At 34.7% G+C, this 13,783-nt stretch carries 14 protein-coding genes; 6 read left to right on the top strand and 8 right to left on the bottom strand.

The window, feature by feature from the left end:
- Positions 1-71 precede the first annotated feature (71 nt).
- Positions 72-650 carry a DUF2892 domain-containing protein gene (locus ACFQ1K_RS00290; protein WP_320556113.1) on the top strand — a complete coding sequence of 193 codons (579 nt, stop codon included), beginning with the start codon at positions 72-74 and terminating at the stop codon, positions 648-650.
- Positions 651-652: 2 nt separating this feature from the next.
- Here the strand turns inward: ACFQ1K_RS00290 and cls are convergent, their stop codons facing one another.
- The 3 genes from cls to ACFQ1K_RS00275 are packed head-to-tail and all read right to left on the bottom strand — an operon-like array spanning position 653 to position 3,758.
- Positions 653-2,101 (bottom strand): cardiolipin synthase, encoded by a 1,449-nt coding sequence (gene cls / locus ACFQ1K_RS00285; protein ID WP_320556112.1) that lies wholly within the window; start codon positions 2,099-2,101, stop codon positions 653-655.
- Positions 2,102-2,104: 3 nt separating this feature from the next.
- On the bottom strand, positions 2,105-3,043 hold the full coding sequence (locus ACFQ1K_RS00280; RefSeq protein ID WP_320556111.1) for a lytic transglycosylase domain-containing protein: 939 nt from the start codon (positions 3,041-3,043) through the stop codon (positions 2,105-2,107).
- Positions 3,044-3,089: 46 nt separating this feature from the next.
- On the bottom strand, positions 3,090-3,758 hold the full coding sequence (locus ACFQ1K_RS00275; protein WP_320556110.1) for an alpha/beta hydrolase: 669 nt from the start codon (positions 3,756-3,758) through the stop codon (positions 3,090-3,092).
- A 181-nt stretch (positions 3,759-3,939) separates the two neighbouring features.
- Between ACFQ1K_RS00275 and ACFQ1K_RS00270 the strand changes: the two genes are divergently transcribed.
- Positions 3,940-4,236 carry an N-acetyltransferase gene (locus ACFQ1K_RS00270; protein ID WP_320556109.1) on the top strand — a complete coding sequence of 99 codons (297 nt, stop codon included), beginning with the start codon at positions 3,940-3,942 and terminating at the stop codon, positions 4,234-4,236.
- A 60-nt stretch (positions 4,237-4,296) separates the two neighbouring features.
- Here ACFQ1K_RS00270 and ACFQ1K_RS00265 read toward each other — a convergent pair whose 3' ends face one another.
- Together ACFQ1K_RS00265 and mtaB are read right to left on the bottom strand one after the other, a co-directional pair.
- Positions 4,297-4,737, bottom strand: coding sequence for a hypothetical protein (locus tag ACFQ1K_RS00265; RefSeq protein WP_320556108.1), 441 nt, complete (start codon positions 4,735-4,737; stop codon positions 4,297-4,299).
- A gap of 43 nt (positions 4,738-4,780) precedes the next feature.
- Positions 4,781-6,121 carry a tRNA (N(6)-L-threonylcarbamoyladenosine(37)-C(2))-methylthiotransferase MtaB gene (gene mtaB, locus ACFQ1K_RS00260; protein WP_320556107.1) on the bottom strand — a complete coding sequence of 447 codons (1,341 nt, stop codon included), beginning with the start codon at positions 6,119-6,121 and terminating at the stop codon, positions 4,781-4,783.
- Positions 6,122-6,166: 45 nt separating this feature from the next.
- Here mtaB and ACFQ1K_RS00255 point away from each other — a divergent pair, with 45 nt between their 5' ends.
- Entirely contained in the window at positions 6,167-7,780 is a 1,614-nt protein-coding gene (locus ACFQ1K_RS00255; RefSeq protein WP_320556106.1) for an ABC transporter substrate-binding protein, read from the top strand.
- A gap of 31 nt (positions 7,781-7,811) precedes the next feature.
- Here the strand turns inward: ACFQ1K_RS00255 and ACFQ1K_RS00250 are convergent, their stop codons facing one another.
- The 3 genes from ACFQ1K_RS00250 to ACFQ1K_RS00240 form a co-directional block, all read right to left on the bottom strand.
- Positions 7,812-8,717, bottom strand: coding sequence for a TolB family protein (locus tag ACFQ1K_RS00250; protein ID WP_320556105.1), 906 nt, complete (start codon positions 8,715-8,717; stop codon positions 7,812-7,814).
- Between the two features lie 16 nt (positions 8,718-8,733).
- Positions 8,734-9,909 carry a GlmU family protein gene (locus ACFQ1K_RS00245; RefSeq protein WP_320556104.1) on the bottom strand — a complete coding sequence of 392 codons (1,176 nt, stop codon included), beginning with the start codon at positions 9,907-9,909 and terminating at the stop codon, positions 8,734-8,736.
- Positions 9,910-10,051: 142 nt separating this feature from the next.
- Entirely contained in the window at positions 10,052-10,303 is a 252-nt protein-coding gene (locus ACFQ1K_RS00240) for a type B 50S ribosomal protein L31 (RefSeq protein WP_243471464.1), read from the bottom strand.
- A 161-nt stretch (positions 10,304-10,464) separates the two neighbouring features.
- Here ACFQ1K_RS00240 and ACFQ1K_RS00235 point away from each other — a divergent pair, with 161 nt between their 5' ends.
- The 3 genes from ACFQ1K_RS00235 (at position 10,465) to ACFQ1K_RS00225 (ending at position 13,783) form a co-directional block, all read left to right on the top strand.
- Entirely contained in the window at positions 10,465-10,977 is a 513-nt protein-coding gene (locus tag ACFQ1K_RS00235; RefSeq protein WP_320556103.1) for a DUF4199 domain-containing protein, read from the top strand.
- 53 nt (positions 10,978-11,030) lie between these two features.
- Positions 11,031-11,990 carry a glycosyltransferase family 2 protein gene (locus ACFQ1K_RS00230; RefSeq protein ID WP_320556102.1) on the top strand — a complete coding sequence of 320 codons (960 nt, stop codon included), beginning with the start codon at positions 11,031-11,033 and terminating at the stop codon, positions 11,988-11,990.
- A gap of 65 nt (positions 11,991-12,055) precedes the next feature.
- Positions 12,056-13,783, top strand: a complete 1,728-nt coding sequence (locus tag ACFQ1K_RS00225) for a phospho-sugar mutase (protein ID WP_320556101.1) — start codon at positions 12,056-12,058, stop codon at positions 13,781-13,783.

Raw genomic sequence — 13,783 nt, 5'->3', positions numbered from 1 at the left:
TTAGCAAGTCTGAAATTAAAAATATTTCTATAGAATTTTATTAACTTTGCCATCCTTAAAAAAACGGAACAATGTTCAATAAAAATATAAAATTAGTTCTTGCTGCACTTATAATAGGCTATGCAATTTATCAGTTTACCGAAGGTTATATTGGCAATGGTATTATGTATATCCTACTTTCCACCATATTTATTTTTCTTTACTTTAAGAATGAACTGATTCTTCTGGCATTCTTTAGATTAAGAAAACAAGACTTTGATGGTGCTAAAAAATGGCTAGATAAAATAAAGAACCCTCAAGCAGCACTTGTTAAAAAGCAACAAGGCTATCTAAACTACCTTAATGGTATTATGGTTTCCCAAACCAATATGAACGAAGCCGAGAAATACTTTAAAAAAGCCATAAGCCTTGGACTATCAATGGATCATGATTTAGCCATGGCAAAATTGAATTTAGCCGGTATCGCCTTTTCAAAGCGACGTAAGCAAGAGGCACAAAAGTTGTTATCTGAGGCGGAAAAACTGGATAAGCGTGATATGCTTGCCGACCAAATTAAGATGATGAAACAGCAAATGAAAAAAGCATCCATCCCAAAACAACATTACGGACAACCGACTTCTGCAAGACAAAACCGACGAAGCAGACGATAATTTTATAATAGTGGGGCGGCTAAACGTGCTAAGGCTTCTATAAGCCTTTTTCTTCTAGACCTGTTCACCCATGTCTCTAAATGTATTTGTTGAGTGTCCATAAGGTCTGATTTAAAATCACTTTTAAGACTTTCAGAAAACTTTTTGTCATAAATAAAAGCATTGACTTCAAAATTAATATTAAAGCTTCTGTAGTCCATATTTGCAGTACCTACGGTACTAAAAACACCATCGATAACGATTGTTTTGGCATGTACAAAACCTTTGGTATATTGATAAACCTCCACTCCAGCCTCCAAAAGCTTTTCTAAATAAGAGTTAGTTGCGTATTCTGCAATCCAAGAATCCGATACTTTTGGCACTATGAGTTTAACCTCTATGTTACTTCTTGCAGCAACCTGTAAAGCTGTAACAATTTCATCATTTGGAATAAAATATGGGGTTGTAATATAAATATATTCCTCGGCATTGGTAATGGCGACAAAAAGGGCTTCCATAATGTTAGACCAGTCTGTATCTGGTCCGCTAGCGGCAACTTGTAAGGCCACATTTTCCTCAACTTGATTTTCAGGAAAGTGATCTTTTGAAATATTCAATTTGCCATCACTTACAAAGTCCCAGGTTGTAAAAAATAAAATTTGAAGTTGTCTTACGGCTTCACCAACAACCCTAATATGAGTGTCTCGCCAATACCTTTTATTCTTGGAGTTTATATAATTATCTGAAATATTAATACCACCAACATACCCAACGTTACCATCTATAATAGCAATCTTTCTATGGTCACGGTAATTCATCTTACCTGTAAATCTCGAAAACAAAACGGGCATAAATTTATACAATTCCACACCACTTTGATTCAACTTGCGTTTTGTCTTTGAAGAAATAGCGCTGCCAACATCGTCTATAATCATTTTTACCTGAACACCTTCCTCGGCTTTACTACATATCAAATCAAGAAACCTGGATCCAATTGTATCATCTTTAATTATAAAATATTCAATATGTATATGGTGTTTGGCATTTCTTAAATCCTCAAATAAAAGTTCCATTTTATGGTCACCATCTTTAATAAGTTCTACGCTATTTTTTATGGTGACTTTTGAATTCTCACTATTGTAAAGAAGCCTGATGAGTTTGGATTTTTCCTCTAATAATTCATCTACACTTTCAATGGTCTTGGTATCTAATTCGAGTTCCTTCTGAATTTGTTTTACAACCGATTGATTTAAAACATTTTTCCTGTTGAAAATTTTAGATTTACGGTACTCTTGCCCAAAAAGGTAATAAACGATTAACCCTAAAAAAGGAAAAACCAACAAAACAATAATATAACTTAAGGTTTTTGTTGGGTTTATTTTTTTAAAAAGTACTGCAATCACGGCAGACAATGCTAATATGTAGTTTAGCGCAATAAGAATCTGCCAGATATGTTCCCTTATGTATTCCAAGTACTATGGTTGCACATTATAATACCCTTCTTTCGGTATGTCAATGGTATACAATTTTCGGGATTTATTGTTAAGATGTCCTTCTCGCAACCAAGGATTATGAATCTTAAGTATTTTATAATTTATACCAAATCGCTTAGCAAATTCTGAAAAATCCGTAACAGCCGTATCAACTTCAACTTTGTAAGTTGGGATATATTTGTATAAGTCACTAGTATTAAAGTTGAATCCATACTTAGAAGGATGATTTAAAATTTCTTTTAAAGCTACAATTCTAAAAATATATCGTCCTGTTTCTTCACCAAGTAGTAAATCATAATAATCACTAACTCCTTGCTCTTCTAAACGTCTAGATATACCAGCATTACCAGCATTATATGCAGCTGCAGCTAGTGTCCATGACCCTAACTCTTCTTTGGCTTTCTTTAAATATTTACAAGCCACCTCCGTGGCCATTTCTATGTTATAGCGTTCATCGACATTAGAATTAATTTCAAGTCCGTTTTCTCTACCAGTAGCCTTCATTATTTGCCAAAATCCTCTGGCACCCGCAGGTGATACCGCTGTAGGTATTAATCCACTTTCTATTACCGCTAGGTATTTGAAATCATCTGGTACTCCATTCTTCTCTAGAATAGGTTCTATAATAGGAAAATACTTCTGAGCGCGCTTAAAAAGCAGCAAACCATTGGATTGCCAATAGGTATTTACTAAGAGTTCCCTGTCCATACGCTCATAAATATCCGGATTTTCGACAGGCACCTTTTCACCTGCAAAATTCAGACCTTCAGGCATTTCCAATGCATAAACATTATAATCGTTTATTAACGTTTCTTCCTTTCCTATAGTGTCGTCTGAAGGCGCTTTCTGCATAGAAAAAATAAATAATCCAGACATACATACAAGACCTACTACTGCCAATATATTTTTTAAAATCTTCATACCTCTCATAATTTTTTTATAAATGTAAGTAATCTACTGAACTCTTTCAAGTACCCGACTCTATAAGTTTTGGCAAATTTTCATTAAACCATTTATACTTGTTAATGATCATAATGTGCGTTCCACCTTTGATCACAATACAATCGCCTCCACATGAATGAGGGAACACGATATCCTTATCGCCATGAATATAAATAGCATCTGGATTCGGTTCTTCCTGATCCCAGCACACTACTTGTTTTATAGCCCAATCTAAATACACTTTGTCATTTACAGAAAGATATTTTTTATATAGATCCACACGTTTTTTAATGGTTTCACCAAAAGCATACTTGGCCAAAAGCTCTATATTACCCACTAATTGCGTTGGTAAAATCTTATACGCCTTGGTATATTTTAATATTTTCATTCGTTTTGGTAACTCATGGTGCGATTTTACACTCGATACCACAAAGAGTTTCTTAAGCTTCAAAAACTTACTCATTTCCTGTACCAACATACCACCAAAAGAAACGCCTAACAAAACGGCATTGTCATGTTTTATAAATTGACACATCCGTTTAGCATAAGCAACTAAAGTTTCATCCTTTTCTGGCATTTGCCACTCTAACCAATGAATTTCATACCTATCTTCTGGTAATTTTATATATTCAAAAATAGTTGGACTTGCAGCCATTCCTGGCATTAAATAAACATGTGTGATATGGGAGGGCATATTCTATCTTTTTCGTTCTTAAATTAATCTAAGTCTTCGACTTGACATTTTAAAGACTTATAATTTAACGTTTTAACAACCTTGCCTTAAGATTTACGTCAATTTTTTGTACCTTTGCACAGCAAAACTATAATAATTTATAGTATCTACTTGCCAACCGCTAACATAAAACAAGGAAATTATGACAGAAACTGCTGAACTGATTGATAATGACTTTCTGCGTCAATATGAATTAAAGGTTGAAAACGACATGGCCGTTATTGAATATTCTCTGCAAGAGCGCAAGATCTTCTTAACAAAAATGGTTATTCCCGCATCTATAAAGTCTGCGGAATTTGAAAAAGAGTTTTTAGCAATGGTTTTCGATGATATTAAAGAAAGAAATATCAGCGTCGTGCCAACAAGCCCTGAGATTGCAAAATTTGTAAGAAGCAATAGAAAATACAAAAGAATGCTACCCGTTGGTATTCGAATATAATTTTGTATTTGTAATTTTTAATAAAACTATTAAAACCCGGAGCAAACTGCTTTGGGTTTTTTAATATTCTACATCCATAAAACCATCAGTGAGTTCTATGGTTTCATAAGATTCGGTCACAGTATTAAATGAAGAAAGTACACCTGAAAACGTCATGGTAAATCGAGCGTTGGTATTTACGCTAATATTCGTATTGAGGAAATCGCTGTCTTGTAATTGCTTATAGACCTTACCGCGAATCGTATAGGTAAAATTTTGTACACTGCCCTCGTCCCCTACGTTAGCATAAAAATTTATAATTCTGCCTGTACTATAATTAATTACTGCTGTAAAATATCTACTATTATTAGATCCTTGACGATCCACCAAGATGGAATTGAAAACTAAGTCTTGGTTGTTAATGGTCACCTCCAAACGTTCAGGAATAGGATCGTCCTTACTACAATCCGTTACCAAAAATGATCCTAAAAAAATTAGAGCTAAATACAGTATCCTTTTCATAATCATTCTGTTATAAATTAATATAAACAAATATACTAATTTATTAAGCTCGGTTTAATTCCAATTGAGAGACAAGATTAAATCTCACCAAACCGTCATCATCAATTTTGGTTAACTCTACTTTATGTAATGTATTCACTAATTCTGGATTCCAAGGAGCTTTTACTTTGACATAGTTCTCTGTAAAGCCGTGAATGTAGCCTTCTTTGTTTTCACCTTCAAACAAAACGGTTCTTGTGGTTCCTACTTGCTTTTCATAAAAGGCTCTTCGTTTTTTTGCCGAAAGGCCACGAAGCATTTTACTTCGCTTTGATCTTATATTTTTGGGTACTACACCATTCATTTCTGCAGCTTCGGTATTATCTCGCTCAGAATAGGTAAATACATGCAGATAAGAAATATCTAGTTCATTTAAAAAGTTATACGTCTCTAAGAAGTTTTCGTCAGTCTCACCTGGAAAACCAACAATAACATCCACTCCAATGCACGCATGCGGCATCACTTCCTTTATTTTTGAAACACGATCTACATACAATTCCCGCATATAACGACGTTTCATTTTCTTAAGAATATCGTTGCTACCACTTTGCAAAGGCACATGGAAATGGGGTACAAATGCTCTAGATTTTGATACCAGTTCTATTGTTTCATTCTTCAATAAATTTGGCTCTATTGAGGAAATTCGTAAACGCTCAATACCTTCTACTTTATCTAACTCTGTAACTAAATCCAAAAAAGTATGCTCGTGTCTTTTATTGCCAAATTCTCCTTTACCATAATCACCAATATTTACACCTGTCAAAACGATTTCTTTAATACCTTGCTCAGAAATCTCTCTGGCGTTTTTAAGAACATTTTCCATAGTATCGCTACGAGAAATCCCCCTTGCTAGTGGAATGGTACAGTAAGTACACTTGTAATCACAGCCGTCCTGCACTTTTAAAAACGCCCTTGTTCTATCTCCAATAGAGTAACTTCCAACATAAAAATCGGCTTCTGCAATCTCACAGCTATGCACTTCACCAAAGTCATTCTTGGTTAAGTCATTCAGATAATCCGTAATCTTAAACTTTTCGGTTGCACCAAGTACCAAATCCACCCCATCCACATCAGCTAGTTCTTCAGGTTTAAGCTGAGCATAACATCCTATGGCAGCAACAAAGGCCTCAGGGTTTACCTTTTGGGCTTGCTTTACAATGGTTTTAAAACGTTTATCTGCATTTTCCGTAACCGAACAAGTGTTTATTACATAAATGTCTGCCTTCTCACTAAAGTCTACACGGTTAAAACCTTCATCTTTAAAACTTCTTGCTATTGTAGAAGTTTCAGAAAAATTAAGCTTACAACCTAAAGTGTAAAATGCAACTTTTTTTGTTGGGTTCATTCTTGTATTTTTACCAAGTTTGCAAATTTACAACATAATAGTTAGATGCAAAAACTCAGTAAATTCTTATTATTCAGTCACTTATTTTTATGTGTTGCCTTGTTTTCTTGTTCATCCAAAAACAACGCCAATAAAGACCATCTGGTGTTTAGATATAATGAGCATAAAAATATAGGGTCTCTAGATCCAGCATTTTCTAAAGATCTGGCGGATATCTGGGCTACACATCAATTGTTTAATGGCTTGGTACAAATGGATGACCAACTTAACGTAAAGCCATGTATAGCTAAAAACTGGAACGTTTCTGATAGCGCCAAAACTTACACGTTTAACCTTAGGAAAGATGTTTATTTCCATAAGCATTTTGCATTTGGTAAAGATTCAACAAGAACGGTTAACGCCTTAGATTTTGAATATAGCTTTAATAGGTTGAAAGATGAAAAACTGGCCTCACCTGGAAGTTGGGTTCTTAAAAAAGTTGAAAGCTATTCAGCTTTGAATGATTCCACGTTTCAAATAAAATTAAAACAAGCATTTCCTGCTTTTTTAGGACTTTTAACCATGAAGTATTGCTCGGTAGTACCAAAGGAAATCGTAGACCATTATGGTAGTGATTTTAGGTCGAATCCTATAGGTACGGGTCCTTTTAAATTTAAACGATGGGAAGAAAATATTAAGCTTGTTTTTAGACGTCATAACAACTATTTTGAAAGAGATGCTAAAGGTGAGCAATTACCGTATCTCGAAGCTGTAGCCATTACATTTTTACCCGATAAACAGAGTGAGTTTTTACAGTTTGCACAAGGCAATATCGATTTTGTATCGGGATTGGATGCATCATACAAAGATGAAATTTTAACAGCCGAAGGAAAGCTTAGGGAACTATATGCTGATGATGTTAATATGATCCGAGGTCCATACCTGAACACTGAGTATCTGGCATTTTTTATGGAAACCGAGGTTACAGAAATTCAGGCATTTAAACTAAGACAAGCTATTAACCTTGGGTTTGATAGAACCAAAATGATTACCTATTTACGCAATGGTATTGGCATACCAGCCACCGGAGGATTTATCCCTAAAGGCCTGCCAGGTTTTGATGATTCTGTAGGCTTTACCTATCAACCTGAAAAGGCAAAACAGTTGGTCTTAGAATTTAAATCTGAAACCGGTATTCAAAATCCCGAAGTGACCTTAACCACAACAAGCAACTATCTGAGCTTTTGTGAATTTATTCAACGTGAAATACAAAAAATTGGAATCAGTGTCAATGTCGATGTGATTCCTGCTTCAAGTTTAAAAGATGCAAAAGCTAATGGGCAACTTGATTTTTTTAGAGCAAGTTGGATTGCCGATTATCCCGATGCTGAAAATTACTTATCACTGTATTACAGTAAGAACTTTGCGCCAGATGGACCCAATTATACGCATTATTCTAATAGCGAATTTGATAATATGTACGAAGCTTCCTATTTGGAAACCAATCCCGAAGTCAGAGCTGAGCTTTATACCAAAATGGATTCTTTGGTCATGAGTGCGGCACCTATTGTCCCAATGTTTTATGACGAAGTGGTACGTTTTACCAGAAAAGAAATAAAAGGGCTAGGGATTAATGCTACTAATTTATTGGAATTGAAAGAAGTAAAGAAAATTGATTAGTAATTTGATAAACTATTTAATACTTTAAAAATCAGAATTTCTCAAAATAATACAAATCATCACCACCTTCGCCTTTATAGCGTCTTGATGAAATATAACCCGTGGTTAAATCCTCATTCAAGAAAAAGGAAAAATCATCGCCTCTACTATTTATAGGCTCTTCTAAAGGTTTTGGCTCTTGCTTGGCATCATTTGTGTCTAAATCATAAACATATATATCCAAACCGCCTTTTCCACCTCTCCTGTCAGAAGAGAAATACAATTTGTTATCTGCGCTCACAAACGGAAAAATTTCGGTACGTGATGAATTGATGGTTTCACCCAAACTTGTCACCTCTCCATAGGTGCTATGGTTAGACACAGAAACTTTATATAAATCAGATTTCCCCTTAGTACCTTTTACATCTGCAATAAAATAAAGGGTACTCCCATCTGGACTTAAGGCTGGATGCGCATAGTTATGATCTGGATCACAAAATGGTAAGGTTTCAAAATTCGTCCACCCCTTACCTTCTTCATATTCCGCACGTTGTATTTGTAAATTATAGGTGTCAACACCTTTTAGCTTGTTGGTGCCTTTATCGATTTGATTCGTGGTAAAGTACATATACTTTCCATCCTTGGAAAAGGTAGCCGAAGACATATTAAAACGACCCAATTCCGTTTTTGTTATTGGTTTTTCGTCCTTAATTTCACCATCAGCACTTAAGGGAGCTTCATACATAATGTAAATAAAACCATCGTACTTATCTTTAATGGCTCGACCTCTTTTTGTGGTAAGATTGTGGCTAAAAAACACCTTATCACCTACAACTCGTGCTGCAAAATGATCTAAATCGGTATTGATTTTCAATTTTTTTATCTCAACATCTTCACTTTGTGAAAATCCGAAAATAAAACATAATAATACTGTAAATAGGGTAAATTTGGCTTTCATTTGTTAATAGGTGTTGTTATTCTCTTCTGTACTGTTTTGTTTCTTCAAAAACATGTTCTAAAATGGCTTTGTCCTTATCCGTAAACTCCTCATTTCTTCGCGCCATAACTACCTCGGCAACTTCAAAAGCTTTATTGGTTTTGTAGGTCACGAAGCCTTTACTACCTCCCCAAGAAAAACTCGGCACAAAATTTCGAGGAAATCCACTTCCAAAGATATTTGAACTTACACCAACAACTGTACCAGTATTAAACATGGTATTTATACCACATTTACTGTGGTCACCCATCATTAGTCCACAGAACTGTAAACCAGTTTTGGCAAAACCACCGGTTTGGTAATTCCATAATCGTACTTCTGCATAGTTATTTTTTAGGTTGCTATTGTTAGAGTCTGCACCAATATTACACCATTCACCCAATACAGAGTTCCCTAAAAACCCATCGTGTCCTTTATTTGTAAAACCAAAAATTACAGAATTATTAACCTCTCCTCCCACTTTACTATGTGGTCCTACTGTAGTTGGTCCATAAATTTTAGTTGCTAATTTTAGGGTGGCATTATGACAAAGCGCTAAAGGTCCTCTAACGACAGATCCTTCCATAATTTCAGCTTCCCTACCTATATAAATAGGACCTGAACTGGCGTTTAGTGTTACAAAATTAAGCTTTGCACCTTTTTCAATAAAAATATTTTCAGGATTCAAGGTTTTAACCGTTGCTGGAATTGGCTCAGATTTCCTCCCGTTTGTGATTAGATTAAAATCTTCTTCGATAGCCTCACCATTTTTTGAAAAAATATCCCAAGTATTTTCAATTTTTAAAATATCGCCCTCAAATTCAATGGCTTCAAAACTTGAAAAGTCAGTGACCTCATCACCTTCTTTGGTGAAAAACGCAATAACATCTTCCCCCTTAAATACTGCTTGGTTATCACTTAAGTTTTTAATCACCTCTATAACTTCAGAATTTGGCAAAAAAGAAGCATTAATCATGATATTCTCTTCCATTTCTACCATTGGAAACTTATCAGACAAATAATCCTCAGTAACCGTTGTAGTGGTATATTCTAAAAATGATTCCCATTTCTGGCGAATCGTTAGTATACCCACTCTAATATCTGCAACTGGTCTTGTATATGTGAAGGGTAAGAGGTTGCCCCTGTATGGTCCGTCAAAAAGTATATAGTTCATGCTACGCTTGAAGTTTTAAGTGCAAGTTAAATATATCATTGAACCTAAAGCACTGTTACTAATCAAAAGTAATTGAATTACAGAAAACAAAAAAGCCTTTCTGTTTTTAGAAAGGCTTTTAACGTTTATATGTAAACTAAGATTATTTTTTAAACTTAGCGTATTTGTTTTTGAATTTATCAATACGACCAGCTGTATCTACTAATTTAGATTTACCAGTGTAATAAGGATGAGAAGTTCTAGAAATTTCCAATTTTACTAATGGATATTCAACACCATCAACCTCAATAGTTTCATTTGTCTCTGCGGTAGACTTAGTTAAAAACACATCGTCGTTAGACATATCTTTAAATGCTACTACTCTATAATTTTCTGGATGTATTCCTGCTTTCATCACTAATATCTTTAAATAATTTCGATTTTTTCGAGGTGCAAATTTAAGTAAATTTTGTAATTCTACAATCTTTTTAAGAATTTTTATTTCACCTTTTTAGTGTAACAATTTAGTATCTTTGAGTACTAACTTGTCAATTAACTTTAAAACTCATCTAAATTATGGAACATGAAACTGCACCCATTAAACCGATTGCATACACATATGGTCTTTACTCAGCATTAATAAGTATTGCCGTACTCATTATTATGTATGTTGCTAACCTGGATAAAAGCTGGATTTTGTCTGGAGCAAGTTTTGTACTAGGAGTTTTAGTACTCGTATATGGAATAAAGGCATACAAACACTCCAATGCAAATTCCTTAACACTTGGACAGGCCATCAAAGTGGGTTTAGCCATTGCTGTGGTTGGCGGACTAATTACTGCTATCTACTCTTATGTGCACTATGAGTTTATTTATCCTGAATTTATAGAAATGCAGAAAGAAACAGCATACCAACAAATGACAGAACAAAATCCAGAAATGACACAGGCTCAAGTAGACCAAGCCATGGAAATAAGCGGTATGTTTATGAATCCTGGTTTTTTCAGTTTAATGTCTATTATTGGTTCTCTGGTATTCGGCCTTATTGTTTCGTTGATCGCTGGTCTTGTAATGAAAAGCGACAACTAACGCTTAAATAATTTACGTACTTTTGAAGTCTACAAAATTAGACCATTCAAAATATGAATATATCAGTAGTAATACCACTACTTAACGAAGAGGATTCTTTAAAGGAATTACACGATTGGATTGTATCTGTGATGCAATCCAATTCGTTTTCTTATGAGATTTTATTTATTGATGATGGTAGTACTGACAATTCGTGGCAAGTTATTTCTCAACTCGTTGAACGAAATTCTAATGTTAAAAGCATTCGATTTTTAAAAAATTTTGGCAAATCTCAAGCTTTACATGCTGGTTTTGCCCAAGCTAAAGGTGATGTTGTTATAACTATGGATGCCGATTTGCAGGATAACCCTGATGAAATCCCAGCGTTATTCAAGATGATAACCCAGGATCAATACGAATTGGTTTCAGGATGGAAAAAGAAACGTTATGACTCGGTAATTTCTAAAAATATACCTTCAAAACTTTTTAATTGGGCGGCAAGGAGAACTTCTGGAGTAAAACTACACGATTTTAATTGCGGACTTAAAGCCTATAGCAACGTAGTGGTAAAACACATTGAAGTATACGGAGAAATGCATCGTTATATTCCTGTATTAGCCAAAAATGCTGGTTTTATAAAGATTGGTGAAAAAATCGTTAAGCACCAGCCCAGAAAGTACGGTCACACAAAATTTGGAATGAATCGCTTCATCAATGGCTTTTTGGATTTGATAACGATTTGGTTTATCTCACGTTTTGGAAAACGTCCTATGCATCTGTTCGGTGCACTTGGTGTGATTATGTTTATCATCGGTTTTGGCTTTGCCTTTTATTTAGGTTTAGACAAATTATTTTTTAATCCCACAGGACGACTAATAACAGAAAGACCACAGTTTTATATCGCTTTAGCGACTATGATCATAGGATCGCAATTATTCATTGCAGGCTTTTTAGGAGAACTCATTCTGAGGACTAAAAGTCAACAAAAACGCTATTACATTAAGGAAGCATTAAATCTTGAAGCTAAAGCATAATAATCGTTCAAGATAAATTGATGCGTCCTAAGATTTTTTAAATTTGTGACATAATACTATTAGCCATGATTTATATAAAACCTGAAATACTCAAACGTGTAAACACTTGGTTAACGCCAACGTTTGATCAAGACACACAAGACCAAATTAAAAATATGATTGCTTCTGACCCAAAGGGCTTGGAAGAAAGTTTCTATAAAAATTTAGAGTTTGGTACTGGTGGTATGCGCGGTATTATGGGACTTGGCACCAACCGTATAAATAAATATACGCTCGGTAAGAATACCCAGGGCCTGAGTAATTATTTAAATCAGGTGTTTTCGGGCGAACAAATAAAAGTAGCGATTGCGTACGACTGTAGACACAACAGTAAAACTTTTGGTAAAGTTGTGGCTGATGTATTTTCAGCTAATGGTATAAAAGTCTATCTGTTTGAAGACTTAAGACCAACTCCCGAATTGTCGTTTACACTAAAACATTTAGGTTGTCACTGTGGTATTGTATTAACAGCATCTCATAATCCTCCAGAATACAATGGCTATAAAGTATATTGGCAAGATGGAGGACAATTAGTTCCTCCACAGGACGGAGAAATTATTGCAGAAATCAATAAACTAGATTATGCCGAAATTAAGTTTGAAGCGAACCAAGATTTAATTCAATATATCGGTAAGGATGTCGATGACGTCTTCATTGAGGCTTCTATCAAAAACGGAAGTTTTAATACATCAGCAAAAGCCAAAGAAAATTTAAACATTGTCTTTACTTCACTTCATGGTACATCCATCATTGCTATTCCAGAAACACTAAAGCGAGCTGGTTATACCAATGTAAATATTGTTGAAGAACAAAAAGACCCTAACGGTGATTTTCCAACTGTAGTATCACCCAACCCTGAAGAGCCAGAAGCCTTAAAGATGGCTATGCAATTGGCAGATAAGGTAGATGGTGATATCGTAATTGGTACAGATCCAGATTGTGATCGATTGGGTGTTGTCGTTAGAAATCTTGATAACGAATTGGTGATTCTTAACGGAAATCAAACTATGATTTTAATGACTGATTTCCTTTTAAAACAATGGAAAAACCAAGGTAAAATCAACGGAAAGCAGTTTGTAGGGTCTACAATAGTATCCACTCCAATGATGTCTGTTTTAGCCAATGCCTTTGATGTGGAATGTAAAATTGGATTAACAGGTTTTAAGTGGATCGCTAAAATGATTAAAGACTTTCCAAAACTGGATTTTATTGGTGGTGGAGAAGAAAGCTTTGGTTTTATGGTTGGTGATTTTGTAAGAGACAAAGATGCGGTGACCTCTACTCTATTAGCATGTGAAATAGCTGCACAAGCCAAAGCAGAAGGAAAAACTTTATATGAAAAATTAATTGACTTATATGTAGAACATGGGTTCTTTAAGGAACGCTTGGTGTCTCTCACTAAAAAAGGAATTGAAGGTGCAGAAGAAATTAAACAAATGATGATTGAGGCTAGAAACAACCCATTAAAAGAGATTAATGGAGAAAAAGTAGTACTTATCGAGGATTATCAAACATCCATTTCAAAAAATCTTCAAACCCTAGAGGAAACAACTATAGATATACCAAAATCTAATGTATTAATTTACTACACCGAAGAAGGTAGTAAAATCGCATTAAGACCAAGTGGTACAGAACCAAAAATTAAATTCTACATTAGCGTTAATGCAGATCTTGCCAATGTGTCCGATTTTGCAGCAACGGAGCAGTTATTGGAAAGCAAGATTGATGCTATCCTTAAGGATATGAATTTATAA

It is taken from the genome of Winogradskyella aquimaris, from assembly GCF_042676105.1.
In the GTDB taxonomy this organism is placed as follows: domain Bacteria; phylum Bacteroidota; class Bacteroidia; order Flavobacteriales; family Flavobacteriaceae; genus Winogradskyella; species Winogradskyella aquimaris.
The sequence above is the reverse complement of the archived record's forward strand: the minus strand, read 5'-3'. Positions and strand labels throughout refer to the sequence as shown.